21 protein-coding genes are annotated in these 23,693 nt (G+C 43.4%); 14 read left to right on the top strand and 7 right to left on the bottom strand.

The window, feature by feature from the left end; translation table 11 throughout:
* Positions 1-20: 20 nt before the first annotated feature.
* Entirely contained in the window at positions 21-2,084 is a 2,064-nt protein-coding gene (gene prsK, locus OW491_RS15300) for an XrtA/PEP-CTERM system histidine kinase PrsK (RefSeq protein WP_290036764.1), read from the bottom strand.
* A 151-nt stretch (positions 2,085-2,235) separates the two neighbouring features.
* On the opposite strand from prsK, the gene OW491_RS15295 reads away from it, so the two are divergent.
* From OW491_RS15295 to OW491_RS15270, 6 genes are all read left to right on the top strand, one after another.
* A complete protein-coding gene (locus OW491_RS15295) occupies positions 2,236-3,258 on the top strand; it encodes an SDR family oxidoreductase (RefSeq protein ID WP_075178678.1) in 1,023 nt (340 codons plus the stop codon).
* 78 nt (positions 3,259-3,336) lie between these two features.
* On the top strand, positions 3,337-4,644 hold the full coding sequence (locus OW491_RS15290) for a nucleotide sugar dehydrogenase (RefSeq protein ID WP_290036763.1): 1,308 nt from the start codon (positions 3,337-3,339) through the stop codon (positions 4,642-4,644).
* Between the two features lie 254 nt (positions 4,645-4,898).
* Complete coding sequence (locus OW491_RS15285) at positions 4,899-5,663, top strand: hypothetical protein (RefSeq protein ID WP_075171386.1); 765 nt, start codon at positions 4,899-4,901, stop codon at positions 5,661-5,663.
* A gap of 14 nt (positions 5,664-5,677) precedes the next feature.
* Positions 5,678-5,929, top strand: a complete 252-nt coding sequence (locus OW491_RS15280) for a hypothetical protein (protein WP_215150253.1) — start codon at positions 5,678-5,680, stop codon at positions 5,927-5,929.
* Positions 5,930-5,932: 3 nt separating this feature from the next.
* On the top strand, positions 5,933-6,847 hold the full coding sequence (locus tag OW491_RS15275; protein WP_075171388.1) for an HprK-related kinase A: 915 nt from the start codon (positions 5,933-5,935) through the stop codon (positions 6,845-6,847).
* Positions 6,834-7,931, top strand: a complete 1,098-nt coding sequence (locus OW491_RS15270; protein ID WP_290036759.1) for a nucleotidyltransferase family protein — start codon at positions 6,834-6,836, stop codon at positions 7,929-7,931. The genes OW491_RS15275 and OW491_RS15270 overlap by 14 nt, the downstream gene beginning before the upstream one ends.
* Here the strand turns inward: OW491_RS15270 and OW491_RS15265 are convergent.
* Positions 7,923-8,669: a GAF domain-containing protein gene (locus OW491_RS15265; protein ID WP_075171390.1), complete on the bottom strand. Its 747-nt coding sequence runs from the start codon at positions 8,667-8,669 to the stop codon at positions 7,923-7,925. The genes OW491_RS15270 and OW491_RS15265 overlap by 9 nt on opposite strands.
* A gap of 34 nt (positions 8,670-8,703) precedes the next feature.
* A complete protein-coding gene (locus OW491_RS15260; RefSeq protein ID WP_290036757.1) occupies positions 8,704-9,552 on the bottom strand; it encodes an ATP-binding protein in 849 nt (282 codons plus the stop codon).
* Positions 9,553-9,848: 296 nt separating this feature from the next.
* Between OW491_RS15260 and OW491_RS15255 the strand changes: the two genes are divergently transcribed.
* Both OW491_RS15255 and OW491_RS15250 read left to right on the top strand, forming a co-directional pair.
* Positions 9,849-11,264, top strand: coding sequence for an AAA family ATPase (locus tag OW491_RS15255; RefSeq protein WP_215150245.1), 1,416 nt, complete (start codon positions 9,849-9,851; stop codon positions 11,262-11,264).
* Between the two features lie 69 nt (positions 11,265-11,333).
* Positions 11,334-12,230, top strand: a complete 897-nt coding sequence (locus tag OW491_RS15250; protein WP_290036756.1) for a D-alanyl-D-alanine carboxypeptidase family protein — start codon at positions 11,334-11,336, stop codon at positions 12,228-12,230.
* Here OW491_RS15250 and OW491_RS15245 read toward each other — a convergent pair.
* Genes OW491_RS15245 through OW491_RS15235 form a run of 3 tightly spaced genes read right to left on the bottom strand, consistent with a single transcriptional unit; the run spans position 12,227 to position 15,421 of the window.
* Complete coding sequence (locus OW491_RS15245; protein ID WP_290036755.1) at positions 12,227-13,498, bottom strand: HAMP domain-containing sensor histidine kinase; 1,272 nt, start codon at positions 13,496-13,498, stop codon at positions 12,227-12,229. The genes OW491_RS15250 and OW491_RS15245 overlap by 4 nt on opposite strands.
* On the bottom strand, positions 13,482-14,168 hold the full coding sequence (locus OW491_RS15240) for a response regulator transcription factor (RefSeq protein WP_246813250.1): 687 nt from the start codon (positions 14,166-14,168) through the stop codon (positions 13,482-13,484). The genes OW491_RS15245 and OW491_RS15240 overlap by 17 nt, the downstream gene beginning before the upstream one ends.
* 53 nt (positions 14,169-14,221) lie before the next feature.
* On the bottom strand, positions 14,222-15,421 hold the full coding sequence (locus OW491_RS15235; protein ID WP_075171396.1) for a multidrug effflux MFS transporter: 1,200 nt from the start codon (positions 15,419-15,421) through the stop codon (positions 14,222-14,224).
* Between the two features lie 235 nt (positions 15,422-15,656).
* Here OW491_RS15235 and OW491_RS15230 point away from each other — a divergent pair, with 235 nt between their 5' ends.
* Entirely contained in the window at positions 15,657-16,289 is a 633-nt protein-coding gene (locus OW491_RS15230; protein ID WP_290036754.1) for a TetR/AcrR family transcriptional regulator, read from the top strand.
* A gap of 74 nt (positions 16,290-16,363) precedes the next feature.
* On the opposite strand, the gene OW491_RS15225 is transcribed toward OW491_RS15230, so the two are convergent.
* Complete coding sequence (locus OW491_RS15225; protein WP_290036753.1) at positions 16,364-17,797, bottom strand: glycoside hydrolase family 32 protein; 1,434 nt, start codon at positions 17,795-17,797, stop codon at positions 16,364-16,366.
* Between the two features lie 144 nt (positions 17,798-17,941).
* Here OW491_RS15225 and OW491_RS15220 point away from each other — a divergent pair, with 144 nt between their 5' ends.
* The 5 genes from OW491_RS15220 (at position 17,942) to ugpC (ending at position 23,528) form a co-directional block, all read left to right on the top strand.
* Positions 17,942-18,988 carry a LacI family DNA-binding transcriptional regulator gene (locus OW491_RS15220; protein ID WP_290036752.1) on the top strand — a complete coding sequence of 349 codons (1,047 nt, stop codon included), beginning with the start codon at positions 17,942-17,944 and terminating at the stop codon, positions 18,986-18,988.
* A 110-nt stretch (positions 18,989-19,098) separates the two neighbouring features.
* A complete protein-coding gene (locus tag OW491_RS15215; protein WP_075171400.1) occupies positions 19,099-20,361 on the top strand; it encodes an extracellular solute-binding protein in 1,263 nt (420 codons plus the stop codon).
* A 75-nt stretch (positions 20,362-20,436) separates the two neighbouring features.
* Positions 20,437-21,519, top strand: coding sequence for a sugar ABC transporter permease (locus tag OW491_RS15210; RefSeq protein WP_075171401.1), 1,083 nt, complete (start codon positions 20,437-20,439; stop codon positions 21,517-21,519).
* On the top strand, positions 21,519-22,397 hold the full coding sequence (locus tag OW491_RS15205) for a carbohydrate ABC transporter permease (RefSeq protein ID WP_290036751.1): 879 nt from the start codon (positions 21,519-21,521) through the stop codon (positions 22,395-22,397). Before OW491_RS15210 ends, OW491_RS15205 begins: the two co-directional genes overlap by 1 nt.
* Positions 22,398-22,460: 63 nt before the next feature.
* Positions 22,461-23,528, top strand: a complete 1,068-nt coding sequence (gene ugpC, locus OW491_RS15200) for a sn-glycerol-3-phosphate ABC transporter ATP-binding protein UgpC (protein ID WP_290036750.1) — start codon at positions 22,461-22,463, stop codon at positions 23,526-23,528.
* Positions 23,529-23,693 lie beyond the last annotated feature (165 nt).

The raw sequence follows: 23,693 nt of genomic DNA, 5'->3' as shown, positions 1-23,693 counted from the left end.
CAATGTGAGCGATACGCCTATTATTCCATGATTAAAGGCAGACGGACAGTAAAGTGCGATCCTAAGCCTATCTGGCTGCTAACGTTGATATCACCACCAAGTGCGCGTATCACCTCGCGACTCTCGTAAGCGCCAATGCCCATACCCGTAAGCCCTTTTGTAGAATCAAACGGTTTAAACAAACGTGTTTTAATAAATTGTGCATCCATCCCTGAACCAGAATCAATAATTTCGATGAGCGCTTCGGTTTGGGATTGGCTAATTTTGATGACCACTTCGCCAGCTTTAGAAGTCGCGTCAATAGCATTTTGTACTAGATGGCCGATCACGTTGGATAGCTGCTCCATGTCGGCAAAAATGTAAATTGGGTCGGTTAATAGTAACTGTGGTGTTGGCTGGCTCTGTAAAAATCGTTGGCAGGTTTGTTCGCAAAGAACATTGAGCTCAAGGCGCTTAGGGTGTTTTCCACGCATCCCATTTCTCATTTGGTCCATCAGCTTTGTCATTCGTTGCACTGAGTTTTTAACTGTTTTTATGACATCGTCAACAAAGACAGGGTTGTGTTTATGCTTTTCAGCGTTGGTAACAATGAGAGATTGCTGTGCCAATATGTTTTTTAAATCATGAACGATGTAGGCGGAAAGACGATTGAATGCCTCGAACTGTTGAGCCTCTATCAGGGCTTTACTGGCTTGGTGTTGTGATAAAAGAATGGCGGCTTGTTTTCCTGAGATTTTTAGGAGGTCTCTGTCTTCCCAGTTGATAACAGTGATAAACGATGAGCGTTTTATGAGAATCACGCCACACAAGACTTCATTAAATACTAATGGTAGAAGTAGCCATGCTTGCGGTACAGATAGAATGTTGTCAGGAATGACCAAGTTTGGGTAACGCTGTGGCGTGGATTTGTACTCGTCTAAGTCTATAACCCATTGAGAAGTTTCTAAAAAGTGAGTAAGACTTTCATTGGCTTGGAAATTGATGCTTTCTGGCATGTGGAAGTCGGCAACCCGTTCGTAGACACCCTGGGTGTTTCGGCTCCACAGGATGCATCCTGGGCTTTTAGTTATGGTGGCGAAAGCGATACAAATTCGTTCAGGTGTGTCGTTGGTATTATCGGACAGTAGGGCAGTGAATTTTAGCCACTCATCCCTGTAGTCGTATTTATACGAAAAAAAGTGTTTATTGAGTTGTACTCTAATATTTGAGCGAATTTTATCTGAAAATAGCAGAGTGAAAAGGAGGAGGGCAGCACCTATGATAAAAACGGTTTGTATGACGCTGCCCCAATTTCCACCGTAAAATTTGATGAAATATCCAGCTGCAGCCATAGTTATAAGGTAGATGCCAGCCCCAGACAACGTGGCAGTATGAAATACTAGGCGTCGCGAAATTTGTAATTTGAGTGTCCAGCTGGGCATTCTGGCGATTGAAAGTGCGATTAGAGGAATGGCGATAGCGTTAATAGCACCTCTTGCATCCCATAAATTATTATCCAGTTGCTTAAATAAAGCGGCGTCGGCGAACAAATAGAAGTCATATGCGTGGATTAAACCAGCTCCTAAGCATAAGTGTTTGACGGCCCAGCGTCGGACACGGTCCGAGTTTCGGTATATCTGCTCGATAAGAAGTAGCGAAACGACAGACATAATTATGCGTAAGATAACAGGTAATTCTAACAGCTGTGGATAGGATGCTAATGTTGTTTCGGGGATAAAAAGAGGAGCCAATGAGAGCAGAGTTAAGGTCGCTATAATCAGGGTTATATTTTTTTTGGACTGAGTGATAGCGCTAAACAGTTGAGGCGGATGCGTATTTTCTGGAGCGGCTAGAGCAAGGAGAAAAACTACCCACGTTACGCTTCTTAGTAATTCAGTCGTGTGAATAATGAGTAAAGAGGCGTAGTTGAATAAATACGCACTCGTAATTGAAGCAGCCCAAATAGAGCAGGTGATAAGCAGTACTTTTAGTCGAGTTTGGCTGTTGACGTTTTTGGCAGAAATGAAGCAGGTGAGCGCTAACAGCGAAAACAGCAAAAAAGAAAGGGCGTAGCCAGCAAGGCCGATACTGCTTGTAATATCCATTTAGCGCGATTTATTCCCTGAAAATGTCTAATAAAGCACCTTTGCTTTAAATTTCATGTGAAATTGTAATGAATAGGCATTAATATTGTAAACGAGTTCGAGGAGTAAAGTGCAGTCTGCACTTATCAAGGATCAGATAAAAGGTTGTCTCATGTCTGCAATTGACAGGGTTCGTGATCAATTAAGTTCTTGCCAATACACTTGGTTAGTTACCGGTGTTGCTGGTTTTATCGGTTCCCATTTACTAGAAGAATTACTAACGCTGAACCAGAAGGTGGTAGGCATTGATAATTTTTCTACGGGTCGTCAGTCAAATTTAGATGAAGTCGAAGAGATTGTAGGTCCCTCCCTATGGTCAAACTTCAGTTTTTACCAACGTGATATCCGCAGTTTAAGCGATTGTCAGGATTCCGTTGATGGGGTTGATTTTGTGTTGCATCAAGCGGCGTTAGGTAGTGTACCTCGCTCCATTGAAACCCCGATCCTTACCCACGAATCAAACGTTAACGGCTTCTTGAATATGCTAGAAGCTTCTCGGCTGTCCGGTATTAAACGCTTTGTATATGCGGCTTCCTCATCGACCTATGGTGACCATCCAGGACTGCCTAAACAAGAAGATACCATTGGTCGCCCGTTGTCTCCTTATGCAGTTACAAAATTTGTTAATGAACTCTATGCCGACGTCTATAGCCGTGTTTATCAGCTACCCACTATGGGGCTTCGGTATTTTAATGTATTTGGACCGCGACAAGACCCCAATGGCGCTTATGCCGCCGTCATTCCGCGTTGGTGTCAGACGTTAAAAGATCATGAAGCCTGTCGGATTAACGGAGATGGTGAAACGTCTCGTGATTTCTGTTTTGTAAAAAATGCCGTGCAAATGAATTTGCTTGCAGCACTTTCGGATGATCCAGCCGCGATAAATCAAGTGTATAATGTTGCTGTCGGTGATCGCACAACCTTAAATGAGTTGTTCGCTCAACTAAAGCGCTTGCTTTCAGAGATTGATCCTAAAATCAGCCAAGCTTCTGCTAATTATGCTGATTTTCGCTCGGGTGATGTTAGGCATTCGCAAGCGGATATAACTAAGGCTATAACGCTTCTTGGTTACAAACCAACCCATCGAATAAATGATGGTTTATCAGAAACGGTGAAATGGTTTTCGAGTAACTAGTGTTAGCGTGTGGTAGTGTATTTTTTACAGAGCTCTAATTAAGGCTCTTGGATATTTGGAATGGAAGCGGAATAAACCATGGAAAAAATTGCTGTAGTTGGTTTAGGTTATGTTGGTTTGCCACTGGCGGTGGCTTTCGGTAAAAAGATATCGACAATCGGTTTCGACCTCGATGAGAAAAAGCTTAACTATTATCGTCAAGGGCTTGATCCAAGTGGTGAAGTCGAAGACGGCGGCTTAGCGTTAGCTACAAAGCTAGAGTACACCAGTGATCCTTCGCGACTGTCTGAAGCAGATATTATCGTTGTTGCTGTACCAACCCCTATAGATAAAGCGCGTAGGCCTGATCTCTCGCCTCTGGAAGGTGCCTGCCGAACTGTAGGCTCTCACTTAAAGCCAGGCGCAATTGTTGTATTTGAGTCAACTGTCTACCCAGGCTGCTCTGAAGAGGTTTGTATTCCCATACTGGAACAAGAGTCTGGTTTTACATGGGGGGGCTCTGCAGAGCCTTTAAAAAATACAGATCAGTTTTTCATTGGGTATTCGCCAGAGCGAATTAACCCAGGTGATAAAGTTAACCGTCTAGAAACGATTGTTAAAATAGTATCAGGTGACACGGCTGAAACGCTTGATAAGGTCGCTACATTATATGAATTAGTTGTCGATGCGGGTGTTCATCGTGCGGCCAGTGTTAAAGTGGCTGAAGCGGCTAAAGTAATTGAGAATACTCAGCGTGATTTGAATATAGCTTTGATGAACGAGCTCTCATTAATCTTCCATAAATTAGATATTGATACGCTTGATGTACTTGAAGCGGCTGGGACTAAATGGAATTTTCTGCCGTTTCGTCCAGGATTAGTTGGCGGCCATTGCATTGGAGTGGATCCTTATTATCTGACTTTCAAGGCCGAAGAGGCAGGGCATCATCCACAGGTGATCTTGGCAGGTCGTCAAACAAATGACGGCATGGGTAAGTATATCGCGGAGCAAACGGTTAAGCGCCTGATTAAACTCGGTAAACCAGTGAATGGTGCAAAAATCACCATATTGGGCTTAACCTTTAAAGAAGATTGCCCCGATTTACGCAACTCGCGGGTAGAGGATATCATTAATGAACTGTCTGATTATTGTTGTCAGGTTTCTGTACACGATCCGATAGCGGATAAAGAAGAGGCGGTTCATGAATATGGGGTTTCGCTTTCTGAGTGGGATGATTTACCTAAAGCTGATGCCATCATTTTAGCCGTCGCACATTCTGATTATAAGCGTCTAACGGCCAATGATTTAGCCTCATTGGCTGAAGAAAATGCCGTTGTCGTTGATGTTAAGTGTCTAATGAGCAGGGAAGATTTTGCTGATAAAACACTTGAGCTATGGCGTCTCTAGTCGAAGTTGGTTACATAGAGCAAAGGTATTGCCTTAGGTTTAGTGTAATATGAGGCTGGTTTTGTCAGCCTTTTTTACATGTTTAGTGTTTGAAATGTTGCCGGTTTGATTTTTAAACATATAACACACTGTTTAATATGAGTTTTTGTGTTGTTTGGTGCGTTTTTTGCTTTAAAAGTTAAGTATATATCTGAGTCCAGAGCCGTAAATTTCAGATATACATATTATCTTAAGTGGGATAACAGGATTAACAAATGATGGATCATAAAGAGACGAGTAATAATGAGGTAGATTCTACCCCTTTGACTCATTCAAAAAATGTTAACCGTGGCCGCCGTAAATTGTTCGGAGCTGGTTTAGCTGCGCCCGTTATCTTCACCATGTCTAGCCGAACTGCATGGGGTGGTGCGTTATGTGCGCCGTCTGCATTTAATTCGGCTACTTTTGCATCTCATCACCCAAGTGAATCCGTTGCTTGTCAGGAAGCGGCAGGGCGAAGTGCAACCTACTGGCGCGATAACGCTATGTTGTGGCCTGCCGAGTACCTAGCCGATTATGAAACAAGCTTGGCAAGTTCTGCTGAAGAAGATGATATTATTTTAGAATGCTCGGCTTCGGTATCAACATGGGGTGAAGATAACGGTTATTACGTTGATGCAGACACAGACCTTGTATTCTGTCGCAGCCCAGCCAGCTTTAATCAGATTTTTAACGTTTCAATTTTTGACGATAAAGTTACCTTATTAGAAGTTTTACGTAATAAAACGGGTGTAAACAGCCCGCTTGGTAATGATATTGAAGCCAGTGCTGTTGCTGCTCTTTTAAATGCTGCTGATGGTCAAATCACATTAGGTGAGCCAACTACGAGCTATGCTGTGGATAAAGTGTTGGCTATATTTACGGCATTGCTAAACGGTAATGGCTACACAATGAGCACTGGTCAGGTTGTCTATTGGGCTAACGATCCAAACGGTGTGGGCTTTACCTTGTATGATTACTTTGATGGTTCATACGTTTAATACGCTACGTAGGAATGAAGCATTATCAAACAGCAATCAAACTCGATGACTTTTTAGTTGCCGAGTTTGATTACTCTGTTATCCTCCATCACGTCTTCAGTGATAAAGTCCTTTTGGTTTCCTCAAGTGTGCTTAGTGCGTTACAAAAACTTGAGCAGAACGTTCTGTATAGTGTAGATCAATTAACTTCCTTGCTTAATGACAGCTCAGACGGCCAAGTTGACGCTGTGATAAAAACAATGATTAGTGAGGGTTTGCTTAAATAGATTATGCTTGTCTCAGATTGTAGTCGTGATGATCTAACTCGTTATCTTAAAACGACAGGTGTCGGAATAGAAATCGGTGGTTATTGGTTTCAGATAACATCTTCCATTGATGATGTCAGTGATCATATTATCGATCTTTATTCTGAAGCTCCATGTCAATTACGCCGCACATTTATCGATTTTCCCATTGAGGTACGTCCTGTATCAGGTTTGAGGCGTTGGTTTAAGCCGCTTGCCGAGTTTGTATTTAACGCCAGTGTGCCGTTTACTCCCTTACCTATTGGTCAGTCCCCTGCTTTACTAGAATGGGGTATAAATTGGTGTATTTCTGCACATGTGCAAACGCATTTAGTGTTGCATTCTGCGGTTGTCGAGAAAGGAGGGAAGGCACTGATCTTACCTGCGCCTTCTGGGTCGGGAAAGAGTACGTTGTGCACTGCACTCGTTGCTCGCGGATGGCGACTTTTGTCAGATGAGCTAACCTTGCTTGATGTTAGTACAGGCCTGGTGAGGCCTTTTACTAAACCTATCAGCTTGAAAAATGAATCTATAGAGGTCATTGAGTCCTTTTGGCCTGATGCGGTGCGGGGCAAACTCTGTACGGATACGCTTAAAGGGTGTGTAACCCATTTTAGACCTCCGGTTGAAAGCATGAGTGAGTCACGCACGTGCGCACAACCGGCTATGGTTATATTTCCACGGTACGATGCGGGGTCTCATGTCTTGATCGAACCTGTGGATAAAGGGGCAGCTTTTATTGATTTGGTTAACAACGCGTTTAACTATCATGTATTAGGTGAGCAAGGATTCCACACTTTACATCGCTTGCTTAAAAACTCAGATGTTTACGATGTCCAATATAGCTCGCTCGATGCAGTTATTGTTGAGATTGAGAGGTGCCTCTTTGATCCCTCATGATTGCGTTAACTTGTGTCAGCTGCTTAATGGCCGAGCTGCTGGGCATCAACTGTCACTTGCTGAGTGGAATACGGTAATTCAGTTAGCGCGCAGTGCTAATGTACTTGGTATTTTGTTTCATCGCTTAGACGCTAGGGATGAGCTATCGAAGATCCCTAGCGTTGTTCAATGGCATTTGTCATCGGCAGCCGTTATCGCTGAAAAATACAGGCGAGATGCCGTCCAAGAAGTTGAACGTCTATGGCCTATTCTTCATGCTTGCGACCAACCCTTGATTTTACTAAAAGGGGCTGCCTATGTGTTAGGTGAGCGAGCGTTTGCTAAAGGACGCACTTTCTCTGATATCGATATACTCGTCCCTAAAGCTAATTTGAGCTATGTAGAATCACAGTTGCAGTGGCTTGGGTGGGGGAGTAGCCATCATTCTGACTATGATCAGCGTTATTACCGAGAGTGGATGCATGAACTCCCGCCATTGGTGCATGCCAAGCGGGGCACGGTTTTAGATTTACACCATACTATTTTGCCGCTAACGGCCAGTTTGAAACCTGATGCTGATAAGCTATTGAAAGAAGCGCAAGCTTTTTCCGAGCATGTCAGTACACTTTCGTCTATAGATCAAGTGTTACATACAGCTACTCATCTGTTTATGGATTCTGAGTTTGATCATGCTTTTCGCGATTTATTAGATTTTGATGGTTTGATGCGGGAGCTAAAGCCTGATGATGACCTTCTAGATCAGATCATTGGGCGTGCGGCTAGCTTGGATTTGTTGCCTCCTTTGTATTATGCAATGCGTTACAGCCGACTACTGTTTGAAACCCCGATACCTGATTCAGCAACGCTTAGGGTTAGTGAGGCTTGGACACCGAAGTTAGGTACCACAATAATGGATTGGTTGTTTATTCCAGTATTATTGCCGCCCCATACAATGTACCAATCAAGCCTGCGAGCTTATTGTGCTAAAAAACTATTATTCATACGTGGTCATGCCTTGCGCATGCCGGCGCATTTATTAATCAGACATTTGTCATTTAAAGCATTTGTTGCTCCGTTTATTGAAGAGAAAAAACCATCAAGCTGACTTGTGCTCGGATGGATCGTTGCCAATTTCTCCGTTGAGTAGTCCAATCATCTCCGTTGCAGCAGTAATGATGTGATCAGAGCCAATCCCCATTTGTTTTAATTCATGATAAAAGCCTTTTGCTAATATTTTCACGACCTTTTCAGGGTTGCCTGTAAAGTCTTTCACAGGAGAAGTGCTGTTCGCCTGCTCTCTCTCTAAGGCGGCCATAGCAAAGCGCGAATGAAAAATGGCTTCTAAATGAAGGAGCTGAATAGATTTTGCTAGATACAAACTAAGGATCGTTGCGGTCTGTAGGTCGTTATCGGAAAAGGTTCGTTGGTCAATTGGTTTGCTAATATTGATGACCCCCATAACTTTGTCATCAAAACGAATAGGCAGTGTAATAAAACCGCCTTTATGTGTTGCGCCTTCGGCAAAGCTGCTTTTCAGAATATCGGCTACCAGCAGGGCTTTACCTGTTCTAATGACATGTTCAGCTATCCCCGTTGCTGATTTGGGGCTGGTAAATGCACTTTCTGGTATATCACCAGAGTGGGCGTGAAGTCTAAGAGGCAGTTTGCCTGTCGATGGGTCTGCATTGTCTTTTAAGAACATCAAAGAACAGTTAGATACGTGAAGCGTTGAAGCAACTAATAACGCGAGTTCATGTAAGGAATTATCGATGCTTTGGTTGTGGTCAATAAAGCGGGTTAAGCTGTCGATATGTTCTTCGAAGTTAGTCAAATGGGTGGTCATACAAGCCCCTCTTTGTGATAGGGAGGGCTTGTTCCTAGCTTTTGATGTGGGGAAGCAGCCCTTCGTTTTTTAGTTCATGAATAACTTTGTGAAAATCAATAAAAGCCAGTTCATGTTTTTTTTCTTGAGTGCCTAATAACAATAGTCGATAAATGATGAGATTGATAATTCTTGGAACGCCACCGCTAAATCGGAATAGGTAGTCACCGGCTTTTTGAGATGGAAGTGTGGGTGGGTTTCCTCCGGATAAGGCTAAGCGATGGTCAATATAAGCCTGTATCTCTTGACGCTTAAGAGGACCGAGCGATATTCGGTGTAGGATTTTATCTTTAACAATTTGTAAAGATTCCTCAGATAGGCTGTCGTTGATTTGGGGAGTGCCTGACAAAATAAGCTGAAACAAAGGTGACTTTGATAAACTTATACTCATTAATGAGCCAAGCTCTTTTAGTGTTTCGCTAGGAAGAGAGTTAACTTCATCTAGGATAAGAATAGGATGAAACCCTTGTTTTCTAAGCCTTTTACAATATAGGCTAATTAGCATTAAATTTTTTGATTTTGTTTTTTCGGGTTTTAAATGTAAGGCGAAAACTATCGTCTCAAATAACTCATCAGAAGATAAATTAAAGCACTGAATAAAAAAGGCTTTTATCTTAGTTAGTGGAAGGTCAGAAAAGTGCTGCAGTAAGATTGTTTTACCTAAGCCAGGCTGAGCATCAATTAATAAGATGCCATCATCGGTGGTGATAAACTGCTGCAGCGTACGTTTGGCATGAATAAAGCTTTGAGTCTGATAGATATAGTGAGGATCAGGAGTTAACCTGAAGGGTGGGGATGAGAACTGATAAAATTCTTCAATTGAAGTTAATGCTGGCGCTGTCATAACTGCGATGAAACCCTAACCTATCCATGGTATAAGTGTTGCTAAACTAAAACATATTTATACTAGTCAGCGTAAGATTGAACTGATAACGTACAATATGTCTAGTATTTCGAGATTACTGTATCCCTTGTGTTGATACAAGTTTCTTGGGTATTCGACAATCTTCATGTCGAGTCAGTGGTTGAATGTGGTAAAGTTGATTTGATAAGAGATCAGGTGTTTTGCTAATACGGGCAAGGCACATAATGGACCTTTTCCCGATAGTTTAGGCGAATTAGTCGTTGATGGAATGACGGATGTACGAAGCTTTTTATGGGCTCAACGAAGAGCCGTTTAGATTAAGTTCAGATTATCGTTTTTGTTACGGACATAAAAGCTATTCCCGTGCAAAGGCTTATATGCAATACGCCTTTGAACGGGCAGAAGGCTTTGTCATGATTACCGGACAACCAGGGACCGGTAAAACGACTCTTGTAAATGAACTCACGCACACGCTGGATTCTGAAGATCCGGTCAAAATCGCAATGCTAGTAACCACACAAATGGATTCTAGTGATTTGCTCAGAATGGTGGCTTACCATTTTGGTTTAACGGATTTAGGTCAGAGTAAATCAGAGGTCCTTCAGCAGTTAACTAACATGCTCACTCAAAACCACCGTTCGGGAGGCCGAGCACTGCTCATTATTGATGAGGCGCAAGGGTTAACCATCAACTCATTGGAAGAGCTGCGTTTACTGACCAATCTGCAGGTGGACAACACGCCACTTATTCAAATTTTCTTGTTAGGCCAAGAGGCCTTAAAAAAGCTGATACATCGTCCTGAAATGGAGCAAGTGCATCAACGCTTGGTTGCTACATGCTTTTTAAAGCCTTTGGAACTCGACGAAACCAAAGCATTTGTGCAACATCGTCTTAGAGTAGCTGGTTGGTCAAACCGTCCAGTTATTAGCGAGGCTGTTTACCCTGTTATCCATAAATTTAGCCAAGGTATTCCGCGACGAATTAATCTGATTTGCAGCCGTTTGTTTTTATACGGCAGCATAGAAGAACTAGAAACTATTCGTTTGGCGGATTCTGAGGTAGTCATCGGGGAGTTGTTGAGTGAGCAGCTCTTATCTGATGGGCTGGTTATCGGCGATGAGTTTAATGCTGTTGATGCATACGAGCCCGAGCCTAATGATGTTTCGGAAACAGAAGGTGACTTGGCAGAAGTTGATGCATATCAACCGCCTGTAGAGATGTCGGGTAGCGAAGATTTCGAACTCATCGAAGAATCTTTTCCAGAAAAAAACGCTGCTCAGACAGCAGTTAGCGGGCCAGCACCGGACGAGTCGTTTGAAGTAGCAAGTAACCCGTTGTTACCGGAAAGCGAGGTGCCTACATTATCTAAGCCGTTGCCTATCAGCTCGCTAAATAATGAGCTTAAAGATGCTCCTTCGCAGAACCAGGAAGCGGGGAAGGCTAGTCCAGAGATAAGAACGGCGAAACACTCTGATGCTTTCCGTAGCCGCGAGGCTCCAGAGCACCTATTGACAGATAGTCTGCATTATTCTGAAGAGTATAAAGACAAAGATTATAGTGTTGGTTTAATTTTGTTATCCGTTGTCGCCGTTCTGCTCATTGTTACTATGGTTTTATTTTTGATTAGTCCTGAAGGTTTTGTGGAGCAGGTGTATCGGCTCAAGGGGCTGATTGATGCGCTACTGGCTTAGATTATTTTGTTGTATTTAGCCTACAAAAGCCCGAGTAGAATGAGTGTAAGACGTTAAAAGGATCTAATGATGTCTCGATGGATTGAAGTTTTTTCTTTTTTAGCTGGGATGGCGTCTTTGTGGCTCACCACGAATGCGCATGCTATTACACCCTATATAATAATCGATGCCGATAGCGGGGCTGTGATGCAGGAGTCGAAGGCGGATGTGCCGTGGTATCCTGCTTCGCTCACTAAATTAATGACGCTGTATGTGACTTTTGAGCAATTAAGTAAAAAAAAACTTTCCCTTGCGTCAGAAATGACTACATCGCTTAAAGCCTCCCAGCAACCTAATAAAAAGTTAGGGCTTGAAAAGGGAGAGGTCATATCAGTTGAAAAAGCAATCTATGCGCTGTCTACTATTTCGGCTAATGATGCCGCTGTTGTATTGGCCGAGCATATAGCAGGCTCAGAAAAAAAGTTTGCAGGTCTTATGAATCAGACCGCTAAAGCTGTCGGAATGCAGGATACGGTATTTCGTAATGCAAGTGGCCTGCCAGACGCTAAACAACAAACGACCGCACGAGATATGGCAATATTAGCGCAAGCAATTATTAAAAATTATCCTCAGTATTATCATGTATTTGCTAATCGCGCGTTAACTCATAACGGAGAAGAGTTGCTCTCGCATAATGCTTTTCTATACCAATACCAAGGCGCTGAAGGATTTAAAACAGGGTATACCTGCGGTTCGGGGTATAATCTTGTTGCATCAGCAAAACAAGGGGATGTCCGTTTAATTTCAGTGGTGCTGGGTGCTGAAACCCCCCAAAAGCGTTTACAGCTAACTACGCAATTATTGAATGAAGGGTTTGAGCTAACACCCGATGCCCCTGGGCTTATGTTAGTGGCTTTTAGAAGAAGCGTACCATTGTCAGCCGAACCTGAGTATGTCATTGAGCGACCAGGCTGCGCGCAATTTTAAGGTGAAGAGAAGGTGACTTCCACCGTATATTGTCCCTTTTGTTTTTGGGCATCGTAGGGCCAACCAAACTTGTGTGTTAAGCGTTGTGTGAGTTGTAACCCTAAGCCAAAACCTAAGTCATCACCTTGATCTTCGGTTGTTAAATTATTTGAAATAATCAGTGTGTGTCCTGATTGTTTAATGTGAATATCCCCATCCCATGTATGCTGAAAAGCGTTACGAATTAAATTGCCAATCACAATGCGAGTAGCAATTTCTGGTAGATGAGCGGTGGTGCCGTCTGTATTGAGTGAAATGCTGACGGGTTTGTTTTTAAGTAAGTATTCCATATCCTGCGCCAACGAATTGACGGCGTCGCCCAAGCGAAAGGAGTTAGCAGGAAGTTCACTCAAGTCGTCCTTGTTCAACCAGAGTAAGGTTTCCGTTAAATGTTTCATGGTTAGGCTTGCGCGATCGATACGGTCGACCATTGGCAAATAGGGACGAGTATTGTCGGAAGACTTCGATTCTAATTTTCTAAATAGCTCGATATTGCTGCGAATAACACTTATTGGTGTTCTAAGTTCATGGCTGGTATGTCGTAAGAACTGATGCTCTCGCTCTACGGCGTTATGAACGGTTTGTATGCTCTCTCTAATTAAATAAGCCATCTTATTAAGTTCGGGGTATTTAAATTCGGGAATGGCTGTATTTAGATTTTTTGTTTCTTTCATGGATTGAGCCCACATCCATAAAGAATTGATTGGGCGGGTTACTTGGCGGTTGAGTAGCCAAATAATTAAGCCAATTAGGGCTAAAGCAGTGATGCCAAAGATGAATAATATCTGCTTCGCTTGGCCCGCATTATGTTTCACTAAGGATGATGTTTCTGATTTTGCCAGGGTATGGACTATCCAAATGGGGTCTTGTTGTTGATTGTAATGCATAGCAAAAACAATATTTTCTGGCGTTACAAACCAGTTCCCGTCATCAAACTTCTCTAGCGTATTCCACGTTTGTGGTGGAGAATGTTGTGTAATATTTACTGGGAAATCTTCCCAGTTTCGTGCAATTAAAAAATCGTTTGACGTGATGTGCCCATGTTCAGGAATCACTAATTGATTTTCATGCAGTTTAATAAGCTCCTTCTCCATATAGGCACTGGTTAATGTATCAAGGCCACGTATAAAGAAATGAGCACTGAGAATCGAATAGGCTAGTGCCAAGGTAGCAACCAATAACATAACCGAAAGAGTGAGGAGTAGTTTTAGGCTAAGCTTTTTTTTCATTGGCCGGTACTTTTATGGCGAACCCTTGCCCTTGAATGGTATGTATTAATGGCTGGTTAAAGGGCGTATCAACTGCTTTTCTAAGGTTGAAAAGGTGAACTTTTAAGCTGTTGCTATCAGGCGTTTCATCACCCCAAATGCTGCTTTCCAGCATATCACGGCTGACCGTATTGGGTGATGCTCTCATGAGGAGTTCTAGAATTTTCCAGCCTATCGGCGATAGTCTAAGCGCTTGTCCGGAACGAGTAGCTGTTTTTTCATTTAAATTAAGGATTAGGTCTGCGCAACTTAATTTCTGGACTTGTCCGCTTCGACGGCGTGAAAGCGCTTCTATTCGGACAACCAGCTCTTCCATTTCGAACGGTTTTACCAAGTAATCGTCTGTACCTGCGTCAAACCCCGCTAGTTTATCGCTCAGCTGGTCTCGTGCGGTTAGCATTAATATGGGAGTGTCATTGCCGTCTTTGCGTAGGGCGCTACACACACTAAGCCCATCCATGCGCGGCAGATTAAGATCTAAAAGCACGACATCAAAATGATGGTTGTTCAGTAAGTGTAAGCCGGCAATGCCATTGCTGGCGTGGTCGCATTGTATTTGTTCAAGGGCTAAATACTGAACAACCGTTTCTGCTAAATCTAAATCATCTTCTATTAGTAATGTGTTTAGCATTATGGCTCCGCATCTAGATATAAACTTCTGCTGTAAGCATAGCCAAAATTCAGTTAAGAGGCGGTTAATGGCTCTTTAGTACCGCGTTGTAATAGTGTGCGAAGCGTAATGCCCGTCAGAGCGCAACCTAAAAGTACGACCGCCATAGGCAATGGGGTTCCATCGCCAAAAATACCTACTAATGAACCGGTAACAGCACCGGTGGTAAATCCACAGGCTCCTGATAAGGCCGTGGCAGTTGCGCTATTGGTAGGGAAAAACTCAATCATACTAGACATGCCGTTGCTCATTATAAAGCCGTGGCAGCTTAATATAAGCATCATAAGCGCTGCGAAAATATATGACGATAAGTCATTAAATAGGATGACATATAAGAACAATATAGCAGTCGCTACGCACTGGGCGAGTTGTCCGAATGTTAGTAAGGAATGCGGTGAGGTCTTACGCAAAAGCCTATTATTGATACGATTAGCGGCAATAAGAGCCAGTATGTTAACGCCAAAATATATGGGGTAAATTGTCTCAGGTAGCTTAAAAAACTCCATATACACTGACGGGGAGCCGGTGATAAAGGCAAATAAAGCGCCTTGTGCCGACGCTAAGCTGAAGACATAGGCGAGTGCTTGACGGTGGCTAATAACCATCCAATAGCGTTTGATAATGCTAATTTTTTGGCTGTGTCTAACGCGTGTCTCAGGCATTTTAAAATAGAATAAAGTGATTAAAAGCAGAGCATAAGCCAACAGAAAAACAAAAATAGCTCGCCAGCCACTGAATTTTAGAATTAAGGTTCCGATAACGGGAGCAAGCAAAGGGGCTAGCATTAAAATGAGCGCCATATTTGATAGGTTGCGAGCGCTTTCCCTCCCGCTGCTCATGTCTCTGATAATTGCGTTGGAGTTAACGACCGCAATACCTCCGCCAATAGCTTGAACAAATCGAGCAAGCCAAAGCATTTCTACTGATTGAATAAAGCAAATACCCAGAGAGCCTATGAAAAAAATACTTAGGCCGGTAAACGTGGCCTTTCGTCGTCCAAAATGATCAGAAAAAGGCCCACCAATTAGTTGGCCTAAACCAAAGCCACCGAGAAATATACTAATTGATAACTCAACGGCATGGATGTTCGAGCCGATTGAGTCGGCAATAGTTGGAATGGCTGGTAAATAAGCATCAATCGCCAGCGGGGCCATGCCTGTTAAGCTAGCCAAAATAAAAATAAGCCCGGGAATATGAGAAGGAGTGGTGTGCATAAAACCTCGGTTTGGGTGTAAATAATAAAAGCGTGAAACTGAATATAAACAGTAAGGCTAGGCGTTATTTGGTATTGGAGTTAAAGGTTTTAACATTATAGTGTAATGTACATTACATTTTGGCTGATATCTATCGTAAACAATCAACAGATTGTTGTTAAAGAGGGTGTACAATTATTGTCGAGTGCATTTTTCGATGGGTTAACAACAATAATCAATGATGAATAATATTCGAATGAGAGATGATAGTACCGTTGCAATAGGTCTAACGCCTAAAGGGCAAGAGCGTCAACGTAAAATACTAGAAGCGGCTAGAGATGTATTTTTGGAACAGGGATTCGAGCGCGCGAGTATTCACGAGATCATGCAGCGTGCTGGTGGGTCGATTAGCACTTTGTATCGGTTATATGGCAACAAGCTGGGCTTGTTTGAAGCAATGATAATGCAGTCGACCAGTGACTTATTTCCTATCACAGATGAATCGGATATTTGGACCGATAATGTTGAGGAATCCTTGCTGCAGTTTGGGCAGGTGTTGCTTGAGGTGCTAGGCCAGACTGAAGCTCGCTCTATTCGTCGTATTGCTTTATCGGTGAGTAGTGCCGATAGCGAAGCTATACGTAAAGTATTTTATGAACAAGGACCTCGACGTGTTCAGCGGCTGCTTGCCGCTTATTTAACTCGTCAAAAGTTGTTGGGTAAGGTAAATGTCGTGGATGTGGATATTGCTTCGGCTCAGTTTATTGAAATGGTCAAGTCGCCTTGGTACCACAAAGCGGAGTTTGGGTTTCCAATTGAGTCGAGGGAGCCTGAACGATCTTTGCAGCAAGCTGTGGTTATGTTTATGCAAGGAGTGGTCGTTAATTAATAAATAAAGCCATATGCACTTGCGTGCCATATGGCTTTCTCTCGGTATAAGTCAATAATAGCCTTCAAGCGCTATTAAATAGTTACCATTGAGTACGTTGTGTTCAATTGCTCTGTATGTGAGACAAATGAGCTGAACGTTGTATTAGGGAAAACAAGGGAAGTCATTACCCTTTCCCCGTCGAAGAAGAACACTTCGATAATCGACTGGTCGATATAAATGTCTGCACTTAATGTGTCAGTTTCAGCCATTTCTTTGCTTAGATCGGCTACTACCAGTTGGTCATAAAGGTCATGGAAGTGCTCTGGCTTTAAAGCGCTGCGATCTAGGCTGAAGGTTTTAGACGAGCTGTCCCAATTAAAGATGGCCGATTGGCTTGCTCCTGCTTTTACTTCAAAGTTGGCTGAAGATTGGTTTGCATTTGGCAAGTGCACAGATAGCTTATGAACCGTACCCACAGCCGTAGATAATGTTAGAGTATTCTCTGAGGCTGTGCTTGTGTGAGTAAAGTGGTCGCAAACGGCACTGATAGGTTGTTGTGCTAGTGCAATTTCGTTAGCTTTTTTAAGTAAGCTTAACTCTCGAGGCAGTGACATAGTACCGCGCCAGCCGTTATTTGGAATGAGGTTGGCATATGGCCAATGGTTTGCCCATGCTAGCCATATAGGCTTGTCCGATTCAGATTTTGCTTCAAAGAAGCTTTGCGCCGCATAAAAATCATAGCCATCGTCCACTACATTGACTCGGTCATCTTGGTGCGTTTCTATAAAGGTGTGTCCATCGAACTCACCAATAAAGTATTGCATAGGGGGAAATGGCTTCTCTTGGCTAGATACGCAGCTGATAAACAGTACCCAGTAGGAGGTTCCGTACTGATCTTGTAGCTGCATTAAATCAGGACATTCCCAAACAAGGCTGTCATTGTGTTGATCCTTTCCAAAAACTCCGGCATCTTCCCATGTGAGCAGGTCAAGAGATTTATAAAAATTAACTTGCTGTCCTGCTACTGCGATGAGAATCCAGTGGCCTGATTCCTCGTGGTAAATGACCTTCGGGTCACGGAAATCAGGGATGCCTGGGTTTGTAATAACAGGATTTTTTTCATACTTCTCCCAAGTGAAGCCATTATCCTTACTAAAAGCGATGCATTGTTGCTGCAATGGCCCTAAAGGAGCCTCTCGCTCTAAATGTGAGGTGTAAAAAGCTATAAGGCCTTTGTCGTCATCGAATAAGCCACTCACATTATGCTTATCGTTCACAGCTGAGCCTGAAAAAATAGCGCCCAGTAAGCTATCTGGGTACAAAGCTATATCGTGTTGAGACCACTTGATTAAGTCTGGGCTAGTCGCATGACCCCAATGCATAGGCCCCCATTTGATATCATCCGGGTAATATTGGAAAAAAAGATGGTAGAGGCCTTGATGATAGATGCAGCCATTTGGGTCGTTAATCCAACTGGTTTCAGGAGTAAAGTGGATGCTTGGTCGGTACGGAGCCGGTAGTGTCATTATCAAGGTTCCTTTGAGGCCTTTATTATTAGAAAAAAACGGATGTCTAGTGGCTCAAAATGGGTTGCTGCATTGAAAAAGCCTTGACATCGATGTCATCCTATCTAAAATGACATCGATGTCAAAGTATAAATAGAAAAAAATATGGCAACCATATACGACGTAGCAAAACATGCAGGAGTCTCTCCCAAAACTGTCTCACGGGTGCTAAACCATAGTGAATCAGTAGCGGAATCAACTCGTATAAAAGTTGAAGCGTCCGCTTCTGCTCTGGGTTATGTACGTAATAGCGCGGCAAGTTCAATGCGTTCAAAGCAATCAGGGTTGATAGGCTTGATTACGGGCGCGATCTCTCTAAATACTATGCACTCATCTACCGCTGCGGGTCTGCCAGATATTTTCATTATTCAGGGGATTCAGAAAGTCATCCAGGGCAGCGGAAAAACCTTGCTCATCGCAGACACTGGGGGAGATCGTAGTCGTATTCCAGGCTTAATTCAGACGTTTTTAGAGCATCGTGTCGAAGGAGTGCTCTACGTAGCAGACCACCATCAAAATGTTGAGCTAGACATACCCAAAGAACAGATGAACTTGGTACTCGTCAATTGCTTTGATCAATATAACACGCCTTGTGTGGTACCAGATGACTGCGAAGGACAATGCAGCGTGGTCAGTAAACTGATCAGTGAAGGGCATACTCGAATAGCGTACATCACATTAAGTGATCATATGGTCGCAACGCAGTTACGAAAAGAAGGTTATAAGAAAGCCTTGGCTGCAGCGAATATTGAGTTTGATGAAAACTTGGTTAGCCCAGGAGAACAAGTACAAAGCCATATTACCGAAAGCTACTTAGAACAGGTCTTGGATAAGCTGTTTGCGCTTCCTTCACCGCCAACGGCAATTTGTTGCGGTAACGATAAGATGGCGTTGGTTTTGTATGGAGTGTTGCGCAGTCGAGGTATAGAGGTTCCTCAAGATGTATCAGTGATCGGTTACGATAACTATCGCGAAATTGCTGAGAGCGTATCGCCCGAATTGTCCACCATGAACCTTCCATATTTTGAAATGGGTCAGTTGGCGGCTGAGCAAATCCTCAAGCTAATTAAAGGTGAATCTTTAGGCTCTGAGCTGAAAAAACGTGTAGGTAGTCGTTATGTTTGGCGAAGGTCAACCAAATTAATCCGTTAACAAAATAGCTCGGATAAGCGGAAATTGATTTTTGTAACTTAAATGACATCGATGTCATTTAGATGATCGCATGATCATGGACTATAGGAATGTAAAAAATGAGAATAAAAATGAAAAAAACATTACAAGCAATCTCTTATACATTAATTGCTAGCCCATTTTTAAGCGGTGCTGCTTTAGCTGCTACCGATTTGTCTTTGTGGTACCACGGCGCGGGTAATCCAGCGGAGGCCAAAGTCATTAACCAAATTGTTGCTGATTTCAACGAAAGTCAGACTGATTGGCGTGTTGTGATGCAGAGCTTTCCACAGGAATCTTATAATGATTCGGTAATAGCGTCAGCTTTGGCTGGTAACCTGCCAGATATTCTAGATGTCGATGGCCCAGTGATGCCTAATTGGGCTTGGGCGGGGTACATGCAGCCGCTTTCTATTGATGAAAAGCGAATAGAGGGCTTCTTGCCGGGCACAAAAGGATATTGGGATGGCAAGCTATATTCGATTGGTTTGTGGGATGCAGCTGTTGCGATGGTTACTCGCCGTTCTACATTAGAAAAGCATGACATCCGGATACCCACGTTAGAGCAGCCATGGACTAAAGAAGAGTTTGATCAGATTCTGGCTAAACTTAAAGCAACTGGTGAATACGACTTTCCGTTAGATCTAGGGATGGCATGGAAAGGGGAATGGTACCCGTATGCATTCAGCCCGTTATTGCAAAGTTTTGGCGGTGATATTATTGATCGCACGACCTATGCTTCGTCGGAAGGCGTACTCAATGGAGATGAGGCAATTGCATTTGGCGAGTGGTGGCAGAACTTATTTGCAGAGGGCCTGGCGCCGGGAACGTCTCAAGATGCGGCAGACCGTGATACGGGCTTGGCCGATGGCAAATATGCAATTTCGTGGAATGGCAACTGGGCGGCTTTAAATGCGCTTAAAGCACACGATGATACTCTTTTCTTACCAGCCCCTGATTTTGGTAACGGTCCTAAAATCGGTGCAGCTAGCTGGCAGTTTGGTGTTTCTTCCTCCAGTAAATACCCCGAGGCGGCTTCGCAATTTATTGAATTCGCACTGCAAGATAAATACTTAACAGCGTTTTCTAACGGCATGGGTCTAATTCCGCCTACGAAAGAAGCCGCAGCGGCCAGTGAGCATTATGCAGACGGCGGCGCTATGGCGGTGTTTTATGAACTATCTGAAAAGCAAGCCGTCGTGCGTCCTGTAACCCCTGGCTATGTTGTGGCAGCTAAAGTATTTGAAAAAGCATTGGCCGACATCGCTGACGGTGCGGATGTTGCTGATACGCTTGATAGTGCCGCTGATGAAATCAGTGATGATGTTCAAAAAAACGCAGGCTACGGCCACTAAGTAATAAAGCCTGCGAAAGCAGGCTTCTCTCGTCTGATATTTGGCTACATAAAGCCGCTATGAATGGAAAAGCACATGGCTAATCAAGGCTCCCGCTTAACTCGTCAAAACCTACATGGGTGGCTGTTTGCCCTCCCAGGTTTTGGTTTGATGGTGATGTTTGTTGTCATCCCTTTTATTTTTGCGATCGTTTTCTCGCTAACAAATCAGCGTTTAATTTCTCCTAACCCTACTGAATTCATAGGTGTAGAAAATTATTCAAACCTTTTAGGATTAGGCGGATTAGTCATTGAGCCTATAAAGGACGATGAAGGCCGCTGGGTGCTTGATTCAAAAGGTGAGTACAAATATCCCCGTACCAGAAAGTTCACGCGTAACAATCCTGATCATCCGGATATCCAAGGGATGAAAGAGTGGTTTTCTTGGCAGTGGGATCATAAAAAAGTAGTTGTTCTGGCCAGTGACCCGGTCTTTATGAAAGCGTTGGTTAATACATTAACCTTTGTGGCTGTAGTTGCACCAATCCAGAGTCTCATAGCTTTGTGTCTAGCGCTATTGATCAATCAACGCCTGCGCGGAATTAATATTTTCCGAACTATTTATTTCATGCCCGTGGTAGTTTCTATTGTTGTCGTTTCCCTTCTATGGCGGTTTATATACGACGGTCAAAATGGCCTCTTGAACTCGGTATTAGCGAGTTTGACCTTTAATCATTTCGAACCGGTAGATTGGCTGGGGAATCCCGATACGGCACTGGGCTCAATTATGGTGATGTCTATTTGGCAAGCCGTGGGCTTTCATATGGTGATTTGGCTGTCTGGCCTGCAAACAATCTCCCCAACTTTATACGAAGCCGCAAAAATAGAAGGAGCTTCGTCCTGGCAAACCTTCCGTTATGTGACGTGGCCAGGGCTTCGTAATACGGCCATATTGGTTGGCATTGTTATCACGATGCAAGCGTTTGCTCTATTTGCACAAATTGATGTAATGACAAACGGCGGTCCATTAGATAGTACACAAACGATTGTGTTCCAAGCAGTAGAGCGTGGTTACGGTAAACAAGATATCTCAGGAGGTTCAACCTTGTCTGTCGTGTTGTTCGTTATCGTTTTGTCCATCTCACTTCTGCAACGCTTTCTGACTCGGGAGAAAAACTAATGGCTACACTTGCTGGGGATAACTATCGCCTAAGGTTAGCGCTACGATATGCGGTGCTTATCCTAATCGCTATCATCTTCATTTTTCCATTAATCTTTATGATTGTGTCGTCATTAAAACCTGACGTGCAGCTCTTGCAAGATACATCATCGTTACGGGCTTTTTTACCTGTTGGTGATATCAGTTTTGATAACTATAAAAATGCTTCTGAACGGGCGCCCATTGGCTTGTTCATGTTTAATTCAGTGCTTGTTACGGGGATAACTGTTTTATTAAGCCTGTTCTTTTGCTCATTAGCGGCTTTTTCGTTTACGTTTTTGAGCTGGAGAGGGCGAGAGGTTCAGTTGTCCATCATCATCGCGACGTTGATTATTCCTTTTGAAACGATTGCTATTCCTATGCTCTTGCTGGTGTCTAAACTTCCTTGGTTATCGATGGATGGTGTTGAGTGGGGGTGGCTAAACAGTTATCACGTTCAGATTATTCCATTTATCGCGGACGGTCTGACTATCTTTTTGTTCGTTCAATATTTTAAAGATCTGCCCAAAGAACTTATTGAAGCGGCGCGTGTAGAAGGGGCAAGTTGGTGGCAAATTTACCGCTCAATCATTATCCCGTTATCAGGCCCTGTGATTGCTACCGCCGCTATTTTGAAGTTCTTGGCCATGTATAACCAATATCTATGGCCAATCATGGTGACACAAGAGGAACAATATCGTCCTGTTTTGGTGGGGTTGCAGTATTTCTTCCAGCTGAACACCGCTTGGGGAGAGGTGATGGCGTACTTGACGTTAATAACCTTGCCAGTATTGGTTTTTTATTTAGTGCTACAGAGGTCCTTTATCGCATCTATAGCATCCACAGGAGTGAAGGGGTAGCGGCAATTGTAGACATAGATCACCTCGCTCCTCTTAGACGTTATTTATAAAGGTTTAGTAGAAATGGCACATGTAAATTTATCCTCAATACAAAAAAGTTATGGGTCGGCTAACGTCATTAAAGGCGTTGATATTGAAATTAATGACGGTGAATTCGTTGTGTTTGTTGGGCCATCTGGATGTGGAAAATCGACACTCTTACGCATGATAGCGGGTCTGGAAACCATATCCGGCGGTGAATTGTCGATCGACGGCAATGTGGTTAACAATTTAGAGCCTAAGGACCGTGGCATAGCTATGGTTTTCCAGTCATATGCGATTTTTCCGCATATGACAGTGGGAGAAAACGTAGGCTTTGGTTTAAAGATTTCTGGAGTCGATGCGAAAGAAACAGAGCAGCGGGTTAATGAAGCAGCTGAAATTTTAAAAATGAAGCATTTGCTTCATCGTCGGCCTAGTCAGCTGTCGGGTGGGCAGCGCCAGCGTGTTGCCATTGGGCGAGCTATTGTTCGCCATCCCAAAGTGTTCCTTTTTGATGAGCCTTTATCAAATTTAGATGCGTCACTGCGAATGGATATGCGAATGGAAATAGCAAAACTCCATAAGCAGTTGGGTGCCACTATGATCTATGTGACGCATGATCAGGTTGAGGCAATGACATTGGCCGATAAAATCGTTGTGCTCAAAGATGGATTAGTCCAGCAAGTCGGAGCACCGATGGAGCTATTTCACAACCCAGCGAATCGCTTTGTAGCTAGCTTTTTGGGTTCACCTTCAATGAACTTTATTCCAGTGCAGGTGGCAGATGTTAAAGACGATGCTGTTCTTGTAGAGTCGGATGAATTAAGCCCGGTTTGGATTCCGTCCAGAGGAAAATCGTACACAAAAGGACAAAACGTAGAGCTTGGTATTCGCCCTCAATATATTGAGCCGCACCACGAGCGTCATGCTAATTCGTTCAGCGGGCATATTGTACTGACCGAGCGCCTAGGTACTGAAACCGTTTTGGAAATTAAGCTGCTCAACGGGCAAAGTGTTATCGCTTGTGTCAGTCAAGATGAAGTTTTTGATATAGGTGAGGAAGCGAGTTTAAGCTTCGACCCAGAGTGTGTGCATATTTTTGCCGAGTGAGTAGTCTTGGTAGACTTATTCAAAAAGCCCCTGTTCTAGGGGCTTTTTTTTGGGGGCTTGTAGAGTAGACAAAATTAGGCAGGCTTTAAAGCGCGATCTTATGAAATCGGGTCAGAGCATGAAATATTTAACTATTAGCGAACCGTCCGTAACGGGTAAAGTAAG

Origin of the sequence: Neptunomonas sp. CHC150 (assembly GCF_030397555.1) — a bacterium.
In the GTDB taxonomy this organism is placed as follows: domain Bacteria; phylum Pseudomonadota; class Gammaproteobacteria; order Pseudomonadales; family Balneatricaceae; genus Neptunomonas; species Neptunomonas phycophila.
The sequence above is the reverse complement of the archived record's forward strand: the minus strand, read 5'-3'. Positions and strand labels throughout refer to the sequence as shown.